Below are 17,402 nucleotides of genomic sequence, written 5' to 3'. Positions count from 1 at the left end.
GCGCCCGCGCCCGGGCGGGTTGAAGCGGGGCCCGCGGCGTGCGAAAACGCCCGTCCCGTGATCCGCTTCGACGGCATCTCCAAGCAGCACGGCCGGCAGCTCCTCTTCGTCGAGGCGTCGGCCGTCCTCCACCGCGGCGAGAAGATCGGCCTCGTCGGGCCGAACGGCGCCGGGAAGTCCACCCTGTTCCGGCTCGTGACCCGCGAGGAGGAGCCGGACGAGGGCAACGTCTCGATCGACCGCGGCGTCACCGTGGGCCACTTCTCCCAGGACGTGGGGGAGATGTCCGGGCGGAGCGCCGTCGAGGAGACGATGGACGGCGCCGGCCCGGTGTCGGCGGTCGCGGCCGAGCTGCACGCGCTCGAGCACGCCCTCGCCGATCCCGCCCGCGCCGACGAGCTGGAGGAGCTCGTCGAGCGGTTCGGGAACGTGCAGGCCCGCTTCGACGAGCTCGGCGGCTACGCGCTCGAGGCGCGCGCGCGGGAGATCCTGGGCGGCCTCGGCTTCACGCCGGAGATGATGGACGGCGACGTCGGGGCGCTCTCCGGCGGCTGGAAGATGCGCGTCGCCCTCGCGCGCATCCTCCTCATGCGGCCCGACGCGATGCTCCTCGACGAGCCCTCGAACCACCTCGACCTCGAGTCGATCATCTGGCTCGAGGAGTTCCTCCAGGCCTACGACGGCGCGATCCTCATGACCTCCCACGATCGGGAGTTCATGAACCGGGTCGTCTCCAAGATCGTCGAGATCGACGGCGGCGAGCTCACCACGTACTCCGGCAACTACGACCTCTACGAGCGCGAGCGCGCCATCGCGGACGCGCACCAGCAGGCGCAGTTCGACCGCCAGCAGGCGATGCTCAAGAAGGAGCTCGCGTTCATCGAGCGGTTCAAGGCGCGGGCGTCCCACGCGGCGCAGGTGCAGTCGCGCGTGAAGAAGCTCGACAAGATCGAGAAGGTCGAGCCGCCGCGCGTCCGCAAGACCGTCGACTTCGAGTTCCGCGCCGCGCCCCGCTCCGGCGAGGACGTGGCGAAGCTCGCCGGGGTCGTCAAGCGGTACGGGGCGCGCGTCGTCCACGGCGGCCTCGACTTCCTCGTGCGCCGCGGCGAGCGCTGGTGCGTGCTCGGCGCGAACGGCGCGGGCAAGTCGACCCTGCTCAAGATGGTCGCCGGCGAGACGGCGCCGGACGCGGGCACCGTCGCGGTGGGCGGGAGCGTGAAGATGGGCTACTTCGCCCAGCACGCGATGGAGCTGCTCGCCCCCCACCGGACGGTCTGGGAGACGCTCCAGGACGCCTTCCCGCGCGCCTCGATAGGCTCCCTGCGCACGCTCGCGGGCTGCTTCGGCTTCTCCGGCGACGAGATCGAGAAGCGCTGCAAGGTGCTCTCCGGCGGCGAGAAGGCGCGGCTCGTCCTCGCGAAGCTCCTCTACGATCCGCCGAACTTCCTCGTGCTCGACGAGCCCACGAACCACCTCGACGTCTCGACCAAGGAGATGCTGGTGCGGGCGCTCGCGGGGTACGAGGGGACGATGCTGCTCGTGTCCCACGACCGGCGCTTCCTCTCCGCGCTCACGAACCGCGTCCTGGAGCTCACGGCCGAGGGCCCGATCGCCTACGGCGGCGGCTACGGGGAGTACGTGGCGCGCACCGGCCGCGAGGGGCCGGGGCTCCGGCACCTCGGGGCGGCGCGCTAGTCGAGGCGCGGGCCCCGCGGCCGCCCCGCGCGAGCCGCCCGCGGCGCGGGAGTCCTGCCCGGAGGCCGCGGGCGCGGCGTGATCGCGGGCGCGTCGCCGGCGCGGTAACCTGTCCGGATGAGGACCGTCACCGCGACCCGCTACGTCACCGCGCTGCGCGAGGGCGGCTCGCTGCCGGCCATCGTCGAGGGCGACGACGACGGCCTGTACGTCGCGAAGTTCCGGGGCGCGGGGCAGGGGCCGAAGGCGCTCGTCGCGGAGGTGATCGCCGGCGAGCTCGCCCGCGCGGCGGGCCTGCCGGTCCCCGAGCTCGTCCGGCTCGAGGTCGGCGCGGAGCTCGGGCGCAACGAGCCGGACGGGGAGATCCGCGATCTCCTCAAGGCGAGCGTCGGGGCGAACGTCGGCCTCGACTACCTGCCGGGCAGCGCCACCTTCGATCCGGTGGCCGGGCCGCCGCCCTCCGCCGCGGAGGCCTCGGAGATCGTGTTCTTCGACGCGCTCGTGACGAACGTCGACCGCACGGCGCGGAACTCGAACCTGCTCTGCTGGCACCGGCGGCTCTGGCTCATCGACCACGGCGCGTCCCTCTACTTCCACCACGCCTGGCCGGACGCGCCGGACCCCGCGCTCACCCCGTTTCGCGCGGTGAAGGACCACGTGCTCCTGCAGTGGGCGGCCGAGCTCCCCGCCGCCGGCGCGCGCCTCGCCGCGCGGCTCGAGGGCGGGGCCGTCGCGCGCGCGGTGGGCGAGGTGCCGGACGCGTGGCTCGAGGGCGAGCCGCGCTTCGCCTCGGTCGCGGAGCACCGCGCGGCGTACGTGCGGCTCCTCGAGCGCCGCCTCGCGGCGGCGCCGCTCTTCGTGGAGGAGGCCGAACGTGCCCGCGCACTGCTCGTTTGACTACGCCGTCGTCCGCGTCGTCCCGCGCGTCGAGCGCGAGGAGTTCCTGAACGCGGGCGTCATCCTCTTCTGCCTCGAGCGGGACTTCCTGGCCGCGCGCGTGGAGCTCGATCGGGAGCGCCTCCGCGCGCTCTTCCCCGGGGTGGACCTGCCGCTCGTCGAGGAGCACCTCGCCGCGCTCTCGCGCGTCGCGGCGGGCGGGGAGGGGAGCGGGCCCATCGGCCGGCTCTCGCTCCGGGAGCGCTTCCACTGGCTCGTCGCGCCGCGCAGCACCGTCATCCAGGTCGGGCCGGTGCACTCCGGCGTGTGCGAGGACCCGGCGCGGGCGCTCGAGAAGCTCCTCGAGCGCATGGTGCGGCAGCCCCGGGCCCCTGCGCCATGACGCCCGGGCCCGCGCCCCTCCGCGACGTCCCGGTCCTCTTCGCGTCGCGTGCCCTGAGGCTCTTCGCGTACGGGCTCGTCTCGGTGGTGCTCGTGCTCCACCTCTCCGCGGCGGGCTACGGCGAGCGGCGGATCGGGGCGCTCCTCACGCTCACGCTCCTCGGCGACACCGCGCTCTCGCTCGTGATCACCACCCACGCCGACCGCTGGGGGCGGAGGCGCATGCTCCTCGCCGGCGCGGCCCTCATGGCGCTCGCGGGCGCCGCCTTCGCCGCCACGACCTCGTTCGCGCTCCTCCTCCTCGCGGCCACCGTCGGGGTGATCAGCCCCTCGGGGAACGAGGTCGGCCCGTTCCTCGCCGTCGAGCAGGCGGCGCTCTCGCAGGAGCTCCCCGCGGAGCGGCGGACCGCCGCGTTCGCCTGGTACCAGCTCGCGGGATCCGCGGCGACGGCCCTCGGCGCGCTCGCCGGCGGCGGCCTCGCCGGCGCGCTCCAGTCGCGCGGCGTCGCGCCGCTCGCGAGCTACCGCGCCGTGATGGCGGGCTACGGCGCGGCGGGGCTCGCGCTCGCGGCGGTGTTCACGCGGCTGTCGCCCGCGGTGGAGGCGCCCTCGGCGCCGGCCGCCTCCCGCCGCTCGCGCCTCGGCCTGCACCGCTCGCGGGGCACGATCCTCCGCCTCTCCGCGCTGTTCTCCGTCGACGCCTTCGCCGGCGGGCTCGTGGTGCAGAGCTTCGTCGCCTGGTGGTTCCACGCGCGCTTCGGCGTGGGGCCGGCGAGGCTCGGCGCGATCTTCTTCGGCGCGAACGTGCTCGCCGGGATCTCGGCGCTGTCGGCCGCGTGGATCGCCCGCCGCGTGGGGCTCGTGAACACGATGGTGGCGACGCACCTGCCCTCGAACGTGCTCCTCGTGCTCGTCCCGCTCATGCCGACGCTGCCGCTCGCGATCACGGTGCTCCTCGTGCGGTTCTCCATCTCGCAGATGGACGTGCCGACGCGCCAGTCCTACACGATGGCGGTCGTCGACCCCGACGAGCGCTCGGCGGCGGCCGGGGTGACCGGCATCGCCCGGACGGTCGGCGCGGCCCTCGCGCCGCTCGCCGCCGGACCGCTCTACGCGATCGCGGCGCTCTCGTCCGTTCCGTTCTTCCTGTCGGGCGGCCTCAAGATCCTCTACGACCTCGCGCTGTGGCGCAGCTTCCGCAACGTGGTGCCGGACGAGGAGCGCGCAGGGAGCGCGCGGTCTGCGGAGCGCTGATGCGGCCGCGCGCGCGATTCACGCGCCGCCGCCTCCCCCGCGCGCCCGTACCCGCGATTGCTCCCGCCGAGAAGGCGAGCAGCGGGGGGTGGAGTGGCTACGTTCTCCGCCCGGACCGAAGTCGGGTTGGGTGGGGGTGTGTCATGGAAAGGATCGAGAAGAAGATCCTCGTCGAGGTGGAGGCAGCGCGGGTGTTCGACTACCTGCACGATCCGAGGAACCTGCTCGAGATCTGGCCGAGCCTGGTCGAGGTCACGAACGTCCAGCTCAAGGAGGGCGGCGGGGCGGACTGGGACTGGACCTACAAGATGGCTGGCCTGCGCTTTCACGGACGGTCGGAGACCGTCGAGGCGGTGCGGCCCCGCCGCTTCGTGACGAAGAACGAGAAGGGGATCCCGAGCACGTTCACCTGGACCCTCGAGCAGCGCGACGCCGGGACGGAGGTGGTCCTGAAGATCCAGTACGAGCTCCCGCTGCCGCTGCTCGGGCACGTCGCGGAGCTGTTCCTCCGCCATTCCAACGAGCGCGAGGCCGAGACGCTGCTCGAGAACCTGAAGGAGCGGCTCGAGTCCGCGGGGGCGTCCCCGAGGGCGCCAGAGATGGCTCCGCCCTCGAGGCAGCCGCCGCCGACGTTGCCGCACGCCTAGCGCGCTCGAGCGGAGGCGCCGGCCTCCCGGCGCCTCGCCCCAGCGGGAGCGCTCAGTGATGGGCGGGGGCCTGGGACTCCGCGCCGGGCTGGGCTCGGGTGGTCCGGCCTTCCGCGTAGTGCTCCATGCCGGCGAAGTCGATGATGACGCACGCCTCGTCGCCGACCGTCCAGGCGTCGTGGCCGGGCGGGATGACGGCGTAGTCGCCGGCCCCGATCTCCGCCTCCTCGCCGTCGTCCATCACGAGGTGCATCCGGCCCGAGACGACGTAGCCGGAGTGCGCGGCCTGGCAGCTCCGGGTGCCCGCGAGCGGCTTCACGTGCGTCGACCAGCGCCAGCCCGGCTCGAACACGCCCCTTCCCACCACCCCGTCGCCGAACTTCAGGATCTCCGCGTGCCCGTTGCCCTTGAACGGACGGGTCTCGTCCGGCGACGAGAACCGCTTGATCGAGATGCGCGCCATCGCGATGTCCTCCCATCCGGCCGACGCGGCCGGGGAAGAGACGGTGCTCCGAGACCTTGTCGCATTCAACGGCCGGCGGCGGTCGTTCGGGTTCGCTCGAAATGTCCGAGCGGGCGGGACACGCCGCTCGCGCATGGCGGCTCCGACCCGGCCTTCTAGCGCCCGGGGGGCTGCCCGATCGCGAGCTCCGCGGACGCAGAGACCGGCTTACCGTCCGGCCCGACGCCCGGCCGCCAGCCGCGGCGCTCCAGCGCGCGCCGGAGCTCGGCCGTCTGCCGGGGTGAGGAACTGCACGAGGTACGGCCCGCCCTGCGAGCCGCCTCGGGCCGGGGTCAGGTCCCGAGGTAGCGGCCCGGCCGGTGGTTCACGGCCAGGACCAGGTTGAGCGCGACCGCGCCGACGACCGACAGGGCGATCGTGGAGAGCGGCGCGACGAACAGCGACGCGAGCACGACCAGGGCGTCGACGACCATCTGGAACGCGCCCGCGCGGACGCCGTGCCGCTCCTGCAGGTGGATGGAGAGGATGTTGAGCCCGCCGAGGCAGGCGTGGTGGCGGAAGAGCACGAGGAGCCCCACGCCCACGAGGACCCCGCCCATCACGGCGCCGTAGAGCGGGTGCAGCCGGTCGAGGTGGAGCACCGCCGGCAGGTGATCGGACGCGAGGGACACCAGCGCGATCGCGACGAACGTCTTCACCGTGAACCGCCACCCCATCCGCCGGACGCCGAGCCAGAAGAACGGCAGGTTGAGCGCGACGAAGAGCTGGCCGAAGGAGAAGGGCGTCACCCGGGCGAGCAGGAGGGCGACGCCGGCGGTGCCGCCCGTCAGGAGCTTCGCCTGCGCGAGGAAGCCGTAGCCGAGCGCGACGAGCGCCGAGGCGGTCAGGATGGCCTGGGCGTCGTCGAACGCGCTGTGGCTCTCCGCCGGGAGGACGGTGTCCATGAGGCGCGGCAGATTAGCGGAACGGCCCGGCGATGTCGCGCCGGGAGCGCCCGCTCACGGCCGGCGGGCGCGGGCGCCCCGGCGCGTCCACGCGAGCACCGCGCCGACGATCCCGAGGGCGAGCGCGCCGCCGGGGCCCGAGCCGCAGCCGCCGCCTCCGCCCGCTCCCTTGGGGCCGGCGACCGACTGCTCCGGGACGGGGGGCGGCGTCGTCGTGTCGCCGGGAGCCGGCGGCGTGAGCGGGTCGGCGCTCGGCGGCGGGACGTCCTTCACGATCTGGAACTTGTCGAGGAGCGAGCCGTCCGGCCGGACCGACTCCACGAGGAGCGTCCCGCCGTCGAGCGTGAGGATGAGGTGCTGGTACTCGGTCGCGCGGAACGCGGTCCACTCCGCCGCCGGGAGGACGGACTCGTACAGGTAGTCGCTGCCGCCGCCGGCGGTCAGGTACACGGGGGCGCCCGGGTGGTCGTAGTCCTTCTTCACGACCGCACCCTGCCGCGCCGGCCAGGTGCGCTCGTAGAGGTGGTTATGGGCCTGGAGGACGAGGTCCACCCCGTACTTCTCGAACGGGCCGAGGAGCGCCCGCGGGATCTCCGGAAAGACGCCGTACTTACCCGTGGCGAGCGCGGGCCGATGCATCGTGACGAGCTTCCAGGGCGCCTTCGACGCCGCGAGGTCCGCCTCGAGCCAGGCGACCATCGTCGCCGTGTCGCAGCCCATCTGGCTCGCGTCCATCGGGACGATGCAGTTCGTGTCGAGCGCGGCGACGTGGAGGTCGCCCCAGTCGAACGAGTAGTAGCGCTCGCCCTGCGGTCCCTGCGGCAGCTCGACCGCGTCGAGGTACGGCTGCGCGAACGGCGTCCGGTACTCGTGGTCGCCGACGCCCGTCCACATCGTCGCGGACCGCATCAGGTCCTTCCACACGCCGAAGAACGTCGTGTCCCACTCGCCGGCCGCACCGTCGGGGTACGAGTTGTCACCCATGGTGAGCACCGCCTCGACGCCGCGCAGCTCCATGCGCGCGACGTTCGCGCGCGCGTTCGGGCCGGCCGAGCCGGTGTCCGCGGTCGCCCCGATCACCGCGTGGCGCGCGGCCTCGGTGCCGGGCACGGCGGGCGTCCGCACGGAGCCGTCGCCGGCGGGTGCGCCGTCCAGCGTCACGTGGAACGGGATGGTCGCCGCGGCCGGGAGGCCGGAGAGGCGCAGCAGGTGGTGCGTGCCGTCGCTCTTCGCCTGGGCGGTGCCGCCGCCGGGGAGGTCCGCGACCGCCTCGACGTGCGCCGCCGCGTCGGTCGAGACGACCACGATCGTGGACGTGGGCGTGGTCTGCTGCAGGAAGGGCCCGCGCACGATGCTCGTGGCGAGCGCGAGCTGCGGGAGCGCGAGGGCCGCGGCGAGCGCGGGGAGGCGCGAGGTGAGGCGCACGGACGTCTCCTTCCACGTCCGCATGCGCGGACGCCGGGGCGGGCACGACGGGTTCTTGGTGACCCCGGTTGAACAGCCGGGCGCGCGCGCCACATTCCGTCCGGAGGCCCCTCGGAGGTGCGGACGGGTGCGCGGTTGTGGGTGCGCGCCGCGCGCCGGGATCGCCCCGCGGGCTTCACCTCCAGAGCGATCGGCTCCTGCGGGCGCGGCGAGGTGGCGCCACGCGCCTCTCTACCGGGGGCGGTCGTGCTCGTCGCGCCAGGTCCCGCCCACCTGGCCGGTGCGCCGCTCCTCCGCGACGGGGGCGCTCGGACCGTAGGGGTGGCCGCCGAACCCGTGGCGCATCATCGCGACGGCGCGCGCCCAGCGCTTCTCGCCGTCGCGCGAGGCGAAGAGCTGCAGGACGGCCTGGGCGATGACCGGGATCGGCGCCTCGAGCCGCAGCGCGTCGGCGACGAGCCAGGAGACCTCGCCCGTGTCCTCCACGTACGGCGGCACGGCCTCGAGCCCGCCCTCCGACTCGTACCCGGCGTGCATGAGGTCCATGAGCCAGCCGCGGATGACCGAGCCGTGCCGCCACGCGGAGAGGACGGCCGCGACGTCCAGCCGGTCGTGGTAGCGCTCGAGGAGGTCGACGCCCTCGCCGATCGCCTGCAGCATCCCGAACTCGATGCCGTTGTGGACGAGCTTCACGAAGTGGCCGGCGCCGGGCGGGCCCGCGTGGACGTAGCCGTCCTCGACCGCGAGCGCGCGGAGCAGCGGCTCGACGCGCGCGACCGCCGCGGCCTCACCCCCCGCCATGAAGCAGGCGCCGCGCCGCGCGCCCTCGACCCCGCCGCTCGTGCCGAGATCGACGAGCTCGATCCCCTGGCCCGCGAGCCGGTCGTGGCGACGGATGGAGTCGCCCCAGTACGAGTTTCCGCCGTCCACCACGACGTCCCCCCGGGCGAGGAGCGGCGCGAGCGCGTCGAGGAGCGCGTCCACCGGGGGCCCTGCCGGGACGTACAGGAACACCGCGCGCGGCGGCGCGAGCGCGGCGACGAGCGCGTCGAGCGTTCGGGCCTCCTCCACGCCCGCCGCGAGGAGCTCCGCGCGCAGCCCGTGCGCGTCGAGGCCCACGACCCGGAGCCCGACCTCGCGCGCCTGGAGCGCGAGCCCTCCGCCCATCCTCCCGAGCCCCACCACGCCCAGCTCACCCGCCGCGTAAGCCATCCGGGACCTCCCTCGGCGCGCCGGCCGCACGGGTCCGCGCGCTGGACAAATCGCTCACGTCGTTCCGGGCCACCGTCCCATCGTTGTCCGTCGCTCCCCGGCCGGACACGTCCTTCGCGTGGTCCGCCGCCGCCCCGCGGCTCGCGTTGACTGCGGGCGGCCGCCTGCCTAGAGACCCTCGCACGGCGTGCACGACGTTCGCCCGGTCCGGTGCCGCCCCAGAGGAGCGCCCGATGCCCTACGAACCCGCGGAGATCCTCGAGCGCTACGAGAGCGGCGCCGCCGCCCATCCGAACGGGAAGGCGCTCGCGCCGGACGCGCAGGCCGCCTTCCGCGCGCTGCAGCGTTCGGACGCGGGTCTCCTCGGCTCGGCGCGGACCCGCGACTCCGCGCGGCGCGAGTGGATCGTCGACGCGCACCGGGAGCGCCGCCGCGGCCGGTTCCTCGTGCTCCGCCCGGTCCACGGCGACCTCGAGCCGTTCCGCGCCACGGCGGACGGCTACCGCCCCGACACGCACCTCGCCGTCTCCGCCGAGGACTGGACCCTCCTCGCCCTCTTCGCCGCCGGGCACGCGGGCGACGCCGGCCGCCCAGACGAGGAGCTCTCCGCCGCGGTCTTCCGCGTGGTGGACCGGATGGTGCGCGAGGCCCAGCACCGGCTGCTCATGGGCGCCGCCGAGGACGAGGAGGACTGATGCCGCTCACCCCCGCCACGCCGATCGCCCGGCACCTCACCGACGACCACGCCCGGCTCGACGCGCTGCTCGACCGCGCCGTCCGCTCGGCGGGCGCGCTGGAGCGGACCGCGTTCGACGCCTTCCGCGCCGGGCTGCTCCGCCACATCGCGCTCGAGGAGAAGATCCTGCTGCCCGCGGCCCGGCGGGCGCGCGGCGGCGAGCCGCTCCCCGCCGCGCGCCAGCTCCGCATCGAGCACGGCGCGCTCGCCTCGCTGCTCGTCCCGACCCCGACCGCGGAGCTCGTGACGGAGCTGCGGTCCATCCTCGTGCCGCACGACGCGCGCGAGGAGGAGCCGGGCGGCGTGTACGACCAGTGCGACGCGCTGCTCGCGGCCGAGGCGGAGGAGCTCGTCCAGCGCATGCGGGCCTACCCGCCGGTGCGGGTCGCCCCCTACGCAGACGGGCCGCGCGTCCTGCGCACCGCCGAGGCCGCGCTCCGGCAATCCGCGCTGAGCCACGGGGGAAGGTGATCGGAGCGGCGCCCCGGCCTCGACCCCGACCGGCGTCTATCCGCGCACCGCTCACCCCGCCCCGAGCAGGCCGCTCGGCGCGCCGGCGAGCTCCACCACGAGATCGCGGAAGGCGCTGACCTTCCGCGGGACGTGCTTCGCCGCGGGCGTCACCACGTGGAGCGCGCCCGCGAGGCGCTCGTGGCGCGGGAGGATCCGCACGAGCCGGCCGGCCACCACGTCGGGCTCGGCCACGAAGGAGGGGAGGAGGCCGATCCCCGCGCCGGCGCGGACGGCGTCGCGCGCGAAGAGGAGATCATCGCAGACGATCCGCGCCCGGCCGCTCGCGTCCGCGGGCTCGCGCGCGCCTCCGATGCGCAGCTTCTCCGCCCCGCCGCGGAACACGACGCGGTCGTGCGTTGCGAGCTCGGCGTCCGCGCGCGGCGTGCCGCGGCGGGCGACGTACAGCGGCGACGCGAAGAGCCGCAGCACGATCGGCGCCACCTTGCGGACGACGAGCGTGGAGTCCTGGAGCCTGGCGCCGACCCGCAGCGCGACGTCGAAGCGCTCGGCGACGAGGTCCACCACGCGTCCGGTGAGGTGCAGGTCCACCGACACCGACGGATAGCGCGCCGTGTAGCGGGTCACGACCTGCGCGAGGAAGAGGACCCCGAGGTCGACGGGCGCCGTCACGCGGAGGAGGCCCCTCGGCTCCTCCTCCTGGGCCGGCACCTCGCCGAGGGCGGCCTGGACCGAGCGCAAGAGCGGCGCCGCCCGGTCGTAGAGCGCGGTGCCCGCCGTCGTGAGCGCCACCTGGCGGGTGGTGCGGAGCAGGAGCTGCGCCCCGAGCTCCCCCTCGAGCCGCGCGACGCCGCGGCTCACGGACGACTTGGGCAGCCCGAGCTCCTTCGCGGCGGCGGAGAAGCTGCGGCTCCGCGCCACGGCCTCGAAGACGGTGAGGAGGTTGAGATCCATCGTTCCTCCCATGGAACAGACATGTGCCAGCGTCCAGATTGCGCCTGACGAGGAACGATAGCAAGACTGCGGACACGAACGGCGCGGCAGGCGCGCCCCACGAAAGGACGGAACCGAAATGGCAGCCACCCCCTGGGACATCGACGTCGGACACTCCGCGGTGCACTTCTCCGTGCGCCACATGGTCATCTCCAAGGTGCACGGCCGGTTCGGCCGCTGGACGGGCACCGTGCAGCTCGACCCGCAGGACCTCGCCCGCTCCTCGGTCGAGGTCACGATCGACCCCGCCTCGATCGACACCGGCGTCGCCGACCGCGACGCGCACCTCCGCTCGCCGGACTTCCTCGACGTCGCGGCGCACCCGGAGATCAGCTTCCGCTCGAGGCGCGTCGAGCAGGTGGGCGGCGCGCTCCGGATCGTGGGCGACCTCTCGCTCCACGGCGTCGTGCGCGAGGTGACGCTCGAGGCCGAGTTCGCGGGCACCGGCAAGGACCCGTGGGGCAACGAGCGCGCGGGCTTCTCGGCGAAGGCGTCGCTCGACCGGCGAGACTACGGGCTCGTCTGGAACGCGGCGCTCGAGACCGGCGGCGTGCTCGTGGGCGAGAAGGTGGAGATCGCGATCGAGCTCGAGGCGGTGCGGAAGACGGCCGGGGCGACGGTCGCGGCGTAGGGGCGCCCGGGCAGGCGCCGGATCGTGCCGCAGCGCTTCATCGTGCGGCGGAGGTGGGGTAGAACCCCGGTCGTTCGACCGGGCCCCGCCTCCCCGCGCGGCTCGCTAGAGGAGCCGACCGATGAAGACGCCCGCCCAGGACGCCGACTGCCGCGCTCGCGCCGCCGCGCTTCCCGACAACATCGCCGACTGCGTGACCCTGCACGCGCGCCGGGCCCCCGGCGCGATCGCCCTCGTCGAGCACAACACCGGCGAGACGGTCACGTGGAAGGCGCTCGACACCGCGGTGGACGCGTTCGCGGCGAAGCTCCTCGCGAGCGGCTTCCGCAAGGGCGACGTCCTCGCGACGAGCCTGCCGCTCCTCAAGGAGCACGTCTTCCTCGTCCTCGCCTGCTACCGCATCGGCGTGGTCGCCGCTCCGCTCGACCTGCGCCTCCGCGCGGGCGAGCTGCGCGCGTGCCTCGAGAAGCTCCAGCCGAAGGGCTACTTCTTCGCCGGCGCGCCGGCGCTCCTGCCCGTGCTCCGCGAGGTGGTCGGCGGCTGCGCGAGCGTGCGGCACTGGGTGCAGTTCCAGAAGGAGCCAGGCGGGATCCTGCCCGGCGCGACCTGGGTGAAGGACTTCACGAAGGGGATCAAGGCGGGCTACGTCCGCGCGCGGCTCCTCGGCACGGTGCGGCGCGCGCGCCGGAAGGTCGGCCGGCGCGACGGCTGCCTCGTCATCTTCACGACCGGCTCGACCGGCTCCCCGAAGCCCGCGCTCCTGTGCCACGAGAGCATCCTCGTGCAGAACGTCGGGCTCGCGGTCGGCTTCGGCCTGAAGGAGGGCGACCGGCTCCTCGTGAACCTGCCGCCGTCGCACGTCGGCTGCACGACCGAGCTGCTCGGCACGGGGATCTACGCCGGGCTCACCTCGGTGCTCCTGCACGTCTTCGACGCCGAGAAGAGCCTCGAGGCGATCGCCCAGCACCGCGTCACCGTGGTCGGGCAGATCCCGGCGCTCTTCAACCTGGAGTGGAACCACCGGCGCTACCGCGAGGTCGACCTCTCGAGCCTGCGCGCCGCCATCTACGGCGGCCAGGGCGTGCCGCGCGCGTTCCTCGACCGGCTGCGCGAGATGGCGGCCGAGATCGGGACCGGCCTCGGGCTCACCGAGACCTCCGGGTTCTGCACGTACACCGCGCTCGGGGCGACCGCCGACGACCTCGCCGAGGGCATCGGGTTCGACTCGCCGCTCTGCCCGCTCACCATCCGCGGCCCCATGAGCGCCGAGGGCGCCGCCGGGCCGGAGCTCTCGCCCGGCGAGATCGGCGAGATCTGCTTCTCCGGCCCGCAGGTGTTCCTCGGCTACCTGAACGATCCGGAGGCGAGCGCGAAGGCCGTCTCGCGAGACGGGGTCTGCTACACGGGAGACCTCGGCGCGTACACGGAGAAGGGGCTCCGGCTCGCCGGGCGCGCCAAGCTGACCATCAAGCCAAAGGGGTTCCAGGTGTTCCCCGGCGACGTGGAGAACCACGTCGTCGGCGCGCTCGGAGGCAGGGCGAGCGCGGCCGCGTGCGTCGGCGTCGAGCACGCCGTCTGGGTGGAGGCCGTCGTGATGTTCGTCGAGCGCGCCGCCGGCGAGGACGTGACGCCCGAGGAGGTCAGCCAGGCCTGCGCGGGCATCGCCTCCTACGCGCGGCCGAGCCACGTCGAGGTGGTGGAGGCGGGGACGCTCCCCCTGAACCGCGTCGCGAAGACCGACTACCTCGCGCTGCGCGAACGGGCGCAGGAGATCGTCGAGGGCCTGCGCAGGCAGGGCAAGTGGGACAAGCGAGCTTCCGCGTGACGGGGCCGGTGCCCGCGCGCGGTGAGCCCACCCCGCCACGGGCCCGCCGGGGGTGGTTCACGGCGGGATGAGGCGGACCGTAGCGTCAGCGGATGGTCCGCATCATCGACAAGCGGCTGAGGCTCGCGTACCCGCTCGGGCATCACCTGCACTGCCTCATCGCGCAGATCCCGAACCACCTCCGCCGGACGCAGGAGGGGTGGCGGATCGCCGATCCCGAGGGGCAGTGGCGGACCATCCGCTCCGTCCTCGACCTCGTGGACGAGGGCCCGGGGAATCTCAAGAAGCTCCACTTCCTCATGCTCCCCGAGAGCTGCGTTCCGATCGAGCGCCTGGACGCCCTGCTCGATCTCGTCGCGGCGCGCTTCCGCCCGAGCACCGTCACGATGTTCGGCCTCGAGCACGTGCGGCTCAGGACCTACCGCGGGCTGCTCGAGCGCTTCAAGGCCGACAACGCTGAGGCGATCCCGCTCGTCGATCGCGACATCGACTCCGGCGACGTGCTCGGCGTGCCGGTGAACGTCGGGTGCGTGGCCGTGAAGGACGCGGAGGGTCGGCTGCGGGTGTTCCTCGAGGCGAAGACCCACCCGTTCCGCGCCGAGGAGTTCCTCGACAAGTACGAGGACCAGTACCGCGGCCGGCACTTCTACCTGTTCCGGAACGAGGCGACGCCCTTCAACTTCATGGTCCTCGTCTGCCTCGACTACGTGTACCGCAACCTGTACGAGTCCAACATCCGCGCGATCATCGACCACGCGAACCAGCTCTTCTTCCGGTCGCGCCAGACGCTCGACGCGCTCTTCGTCGTGCAGAGCAACCCCAAGCCCGAGCACCGCGTCTACCGCGACGTCCTCTCCGGCTTCTACGGCGAGTACCTCGAGGACACCCCCGGCGTGCGCGACACCGTGACCGTGTTCGGCAACTGCTCCGCCGAGAGCGTCATGGGCGAGCGCGATCCGGGCGCCACCCACGGCGTGTCGTCCGTCGTCCTCGGTCCGCACCACCGGCTCGCGCCGGTGCGCAACGAGGAGTTCTCGGTGGACGACTTCGGCGGGGCGCCGGTCTGCCGCCTGCGCTTCGGCACCCCGACGCGGCTCTACTACCTGAATCTGCCGCAGCACCACGAGATCGATCCGCGCTCCTCGCGCATCTCGCTCAAGGTCCACGCCATCTTCCGGCCCGGTCCGGACGGAGAGTGGATCGTGGCGAGGCCCGGGGAGGGCGCAGAGCCGGAGGCGCACGCCCGCGGCGAGTCGCCGAGGGGCGCTCCGCTCGCGGTCGAGCACCGGTAGCCGCGCCGGGCCGCCGCCGTCGCGGCGGCCGCGCCTCGCGCGGTGCGGCCGGCCGCTCCCCGCTCTCGCGGGCAACGGCCGGCCCCGGCCGTCAGCGCTCGTCCGGATCGCGGCGCGGGCTGAGCGGGTCGCGCTCGAGGTCCCCCTCGCCCTCGATGCGCGCCTCCTCGCGGCGAACGTCGCCCGAGACGCGCTGCTCCTGGACCCGCGAGGTCTTCGACACCCGGACCTCCTCGCGGACGCGCGGGCGCTTCACCACCTCGACCTCCTCGTCGCGCACCGGGACGGAGATCGTCTTCTCCTCGAACGCGCCCGTCGCGGTGTGCTCGGTCCCCGAGGCCGGAATGCGCTCCACCCGGACCTCCTCGTGCATCACCGGCACGTCGAGCTGCTTGTGCTCGGTGACGACCTCCTTCGTCACGCGGACCTCACCCCTGTCCCGCACGTGCTTGCGCGCCTCGAGCTCCTCCTCGGAGAGCTGCATGCGCCCCTCCTCGCGCGTGCCCGCCTCCGGCGAGCGCAGCTCCGAGGTCGTCGCGGCGCCGCCCGTCAGCGCCCCCTCGACCTTCAGGTCCTCCTTCGTGCACGACAGCCAGAGCTCGTCGTCGCGGACGTCGCTCAGGAGATGCATCGGCACCTCGTAATCGCGGGGGAAGAAGAAGCCCTTCTCGATCACGATCCCCGTCGACGAGACGCTCACGATCTTCCCGAGATCCTCTCCGTCACGCGCGCGAACCTTCATCCCTTCCCGTACCGCCTGCTTCTCGAACATGCGGATCCCCTTCCTTGGATGTGCGGTGTCCCCATTGAGTTGGGGTGCGCGCGGCCACGCGGCAAGAGGGCGGCGGGCGAGCGCCACGGGCACGCGCCCTCGCCGGCGGACCCTCGCGCCGCCGCACGCGCGGGGACCCGGCGCGCGCTCAGTCTCGCCGGAGCTCCGCACGGGCGTGGGGCTTCCTCGCCGTACGGCTGCCTTCGCGGAGCCTTCAGGGCATCATCGCGCCGTCGACGCCGAAGCCGGCGCCCTTCGCGACGTGCGGCCGGGAGATTACGCGCGCGTCGAGGAGCGCGCGCTCCACGTACGCGGCGAGCGCGGCGTGTCCGGCATCGTTGAGGTGGATCGTGTCCGCCGCGAAGCGCGGCAGCGCCTCCGGCGCGAACGCCTCGTCGCCGCGCACCACGACGGCGCCGACGGCGCGCGCCTCGTCCGCGAGCGCGGCGTCGTACGGGGCGCGCCGTGCGCGGTCGAGCCGCCGCCCGGGCTGCGGCGTGCAGACGACGAGCACCGCCCGCGGGAACGCGGCGCGGAGACCGCGCAGCACGGACGCGGCGGCATGCCGGAACGTCCCCGGCGCATCGGCCTCGCCGAGCGGCACCCCCGCGATCGCGTCGTTCGCGCCGTACATCACGACCACCACGCCGGGGCGGAGGCCGCTCCCCGCGAGCGCCCGCCAGCGGAGCTCTCCCGACGGCGCGGGACGGCCGGTCACGTCGGTGAGCGTCGAGCCGGGGAGCCCCTCGTTCACCTCGCTCCACCCGGCGTGACGCGCGAGGAGCGTGGTCCAGCGCCGCTCGGGGCGGGACGCGCCGGTGCCCGCGGTCGTGCTCGAGCCGAAGAAGATCACCTGAGGCGCGTCCGGGACCGCCGCGTCTCGCGGAGGCGCGGCGTGGCCCGCCATGCACGCGGCGAGGAGCGCCGCCGCGGCGGTCACTCCCCGCGCCCACCTGCCGGCGATCGTCCTCGCTCCGCTCATGTGACGCCCACGGTCCGGCGGATGCCGCCCGAGCGCGAGGAAGCGGGAAGGTCGCCGGACGGTGGAACGATGCTAGCGGGATGCGAGCGAGGGCGCGAGGGGGGCCCCGGCCCGTGTTCGTGGGACGGGCGCCACGGGTGAGGGGCGCGGGACGCCCCGAAGCGGGGCCGCCTCAGCTCCGGCGCCGGACCTCGAGCACCGTGAACTCGCGCACGCCCGCGGGGAGATCCACCTCCACGGTGTCTCCGGCCTCGTGACCGAGGAGGGCTTGCGCCACCGGTGAGCTGACGCTGACGAGGCCGCGCCGCGCGTCGGCCTCGTCCGGCCCGACGATGCGCCAGGAGTGAGTGCGCCCGTCCTCGTCCTCCACGAGCACCCAGGTCCCGAACCCGACCCGGCCCTCGGGCGCGCTCTCGGGACCGAGCACCGTCAGGGCCGCGAGCGTCCCCTCGACGAGCGCGGCCCGCCTGTCGAGCTCGGCACGCCGCGCGGCGCGCGCGTGCTCCGGCAGCGCCGCCGCGTCCGCCCGGGCCTCGCGCAGCCGCTCGAGCTCCTGGCGCAGCGCCGCCTGCCCCTCCGGCGTGACGTACCTCACCTCGCCGGGGGCGACCCGGGGCGGCGCCCGCACGACGGGGCCGAGGTCGGGCGTCTCCTCGCTCGTGAACGCCTTGGACACGAGTCAATCCTAGGTCCTCCCGGGCGCGCCGGCGCGCGAGGACGGGCCCTCGGGGCGCGTCGCCGCAGCCCCAAGGACGGCCCGCGGCGGCGCCGCGGCCCGGCTA

At 74.4% G+C, this 17,402-nt stretch carries 18 protein-coding genes; 10 read left to right on the top strand and 8 right to left on the bottom strand.

Annotated elements, in window-relative coordinates; all coding sequences use genetic code 11:
• Positions 1–57: 57 nt before the first annotated feature.
• The 5 genes from MLV88_RS01425 to MLV88_RS01405 all read left to right on the top strand — a co-directional run bounded on the left by MLV88_RS01425 (position 58) and on the right by MLV88_RS01405 (position 4,874).
• Positions 58–1,695, top strand: coding sequence for an ABC-F family ATP-binding cassette domain-containing protein (locus MLV88_RS01425; RefSeq protein WP_242333509.1), 1,638 nt, complete (start codon positions 58–60; stop codon positions 1,693–1,695).
• Between the two features lie 117 nt (positions 1,696–1,812).
• The gene (locus MLV88_RS01420) at positions 1,813–2,592 is read left to right on the top strand and encodes a phosphatidylinositol 4-kinase (protein WP_242333508.1); all 780 of its coding nucleotides are present in this window, start codon (positions 1,813–1,815) and stop codon (positions 2,590–2,592) included.
• Positions 2,570–2,974 carry a DUF3037 domain-containing protein gene (locus tag MLV88_RS01415; RefSeq protein ID WP_242333506.1) on the top strand — a complete coding sequence of 135 codons (405 nt, stop codon included), beginning with the start codon at positions 2,570–2,572 and terminating at the stop codon, positions 2,972–2,974. Before MLV88_RS01420 ends, MLV88_RS01415 begins: the two co-directional genes overlap by 23 nt.
• Entirely contained in the window at positions 2,971–4,227 is a 1,257-nt protein-coding gene (locus MLV88_RS01410; protein WP_243336639.1) for an MFS transporter, read from the top strand. The genes MLV88_RS01415 and MLV88_RS01410 overlap by 4 nt, the downstream gene beginning before the upstream one ends.
• Before the next feature lie 143 nt (positions 4,228–4,370).
• Entirely contained in the window at positions 4,371–4,874 is a 504-nt protein-coding gene (locus MLV88_RS01405) for an SRPBCC family protein (RefSeq protein ID WP_242333502.1), read from the top strand.
• A gap of 52 nt (positions 4,875–4,926) precedes the next feature.
• On the opposite strand, the gene MLV88_RS01400 is transcribed toward MLV88_RS01405, so the two are convergent.
• The 4 genes from MLV88_RS01400 to MLV88_RS01385 all read right to left on the bottom strand — a co-directional run bounded on the left by MLV88_RS01400 (position 4,927) and on the right by MLV88_RS01385 (position 8,918).
• Entirely contained in the window at positions 4,927–5,337 is a 411-nt protein-coding gene (locus MLV88_RS01400; protein WP_242333500.1) for a cupin domain-containing protein, read from the bottom strand.
• Positions 5,338–5,669: 332 nt separating this feature from the next.
• Positions 5,670–6,281, bottom strand: coding sequence for a YitT family protein (locus MLV88_RS01395; RefSeq protein ID WP_243336637.1), 612 nt, complete (start codon positions 6,279–6,281; stop codon positions 5,670–5,672).
• Between the two features lie 54 nt (positions 6,282–6,335).
• Positions 6,336–7,706, bottom strand: coding sequence for a metallophosphoesterase (locus MLV88_RS01390; RefSeq protein WP_243336635.1), 1,371 nt, complete (start codon positions 7,704–7,706; stop codon positions 6,336–6,338).
• A gap of 231 nt (positions 7,707–7,937) precedes the next feature.
• Positions 7,938–8,918, bottom strand: a complete 981-nt coding sequence (locus tag MLV88_RS01385; protein WP_243336633.1) for an NADP-dependent phosphogluconate dehydrogenase — start codon at positions 8,916–8,918, stop codon at positions 7,938–7,940.
• 233 nt (positions 8,919–9,151) lie between these two features.
• Here MLV88_RS01385 and MLV88_RS01380 point away from each other — a divergent pair, with 233 nt between their 5' ends.
• Both MLV88_RS01380 and MLV88_RS01375 read left to right on the top strand, forming a co-directional pair.
• Positions 9,152–9,613, top strand: coding sequence for a hypothetical protein (locus tag MLV88_RS01380; protein ID WP_242333492.1), 462 nt, complete (start codon positions 9,152–9,154; stop codon positions 9,611–9,613).
• The gene (locus MLV88_RS01375; protein ID WP_242333490.1) at positions 9,613–10,125 is read left to right on the top strand and encodes a hemerythrin domain-containing protein; all 513 of its coding nucleotides are present in this window, start codon (positions 9,613–9,615) and stop codon (positions 10,123–10,125) included. The genes MLV88_RS01380 and MLV88_RS01375 overlap by 1 nt, the downstream gene beginning before the upstream one ends.
• Before the next feature lie 51 nt (positions 10,126–10,176).
• On the opposite strand, the gene MLV88_RS01370 is transcribed toward MLV88_RS01375, so the two are convergent.
• Positions 10,177–11,079 (bottom strand): LysR family transcriptional regulator, encoded by a 903-nt coding sequence (locus MLV88_RS01370; RefSeq protein ID WP_243336631.1) that lies wholly within the window; start codon positions 11,077–11,079, stop codon positions 10,177–10,179.
• A 118-nt stretch (positions 11,080–11,197) separates the two neighbouring features.
• Here MLV88_RS01370 and MLV88_RS01365 point away from each other — a divergent pair, with 118 nt between their 5' ends.
• The 3 genes from MLV88_RS01365 (at position 11,198) to MLV88_RS01355 (ending at position 14,866) form a co-directional block, all read left to right on the top strand.
• Positions 11,198–11,749 carry a YceI family protein gene (locus tag MLV88_RS01365; protein WP_243336629.1) on the top strand — a complete coding sequence of 184 codons (552 nt, stop codon included), beginning with the start codon at positions 11,198–11,200 and terminating at the stop codon, positions 11,747–11,749.
• Positions 11,750–11,870: 121 nt separating this feature from the next.
• Positions 11,871–13,574: a class I adenylate-forming enzyme family protein gene (locus tag MLV88_RS01360; protein WP_243336627.1), complete on the top strand. Its 1,704-nt coding sequence runs from the start codon at positions 11,871–11,873 to the stop codon at positions 13,572–13,574.
• 92 nt (positions 13,575–13,666) lie between these two features.
• The gene (locus tag MLV88_RS01355; RefSeq protein WP_243336625.1) at positions 13,667–14,866 is read left to right on the top strand and encodes a hypothetical protein; all 1,200 of its coding nucleotides are present in this window, start codon (positions 13,667–13,669) and stop codon (positions 14,864–14,866) included.
• A gap of 91 nt (positions 14,867–14,957) precedes the next feature.
• Here MLV88_RS01355 and MLV88_RS01350 read toward each other — a convergent pair whose 3' ends face one another.
• The 3 genes from MLV88_RS01350 to MLV88_RS24420 all read right to left on the bottom strand — a co-directional run bounded on the left by MLV88_RS01350 (position 14,958) and on the right by MLV88_RS24420 (position 17,296).
• Positions 14,958–15,638, bottom strand: a complete 681-nt coding sequence (locus MLV88_RS01350; protein WP_242371739.1) for a YsnF/AvaK domain-containing protein — start codon at positions 15,636–15,638, stop codon at positions 14,958–14,960.
• Between the two features lie 214 nt (positions 15,639–15,852).
• Positions 15,853–16,620, bottom strand: coding sequence for an SGNH/GDSL hydrolase family protein (locus MLV88_RS01345; RefSeq protein ID WP_242371741.1), 768 nt, complete (start codon positions 16,618–16,620; stop codon positions 15,853–15,855).
• A gap of 172 nt (positions 16,621–16,792) precedes the next feature.
• Entirely contained in the window at positions 16,793–17,296 is a 504-nt protein-coding gene (locus tag MLV88_RS24420) for a GreA/GreB family elongation factor (protein WP_243336623.1), read from the bottom strand.
• Between the last annotated feature and the right edge of the window lie 106 nt (positions 17,297–17,402).

Origin of the sequence: Anaeromyxobacter soli (genome assembly GCF_022808855.1) — a bacterium.
Taxonomy (GTDB): Bacteria; Myxococcota; Myxococcia; order Myxococcales; family Anaeromyxobacteraceae; genus Anaeromyxobacter; species Anaeromyxobacter soli.
The sequence above is the reverse complement of the archived record's forward strand: the minus strand, read 5'-3'. Positions and strand labels throughout refer to the sequence as shown.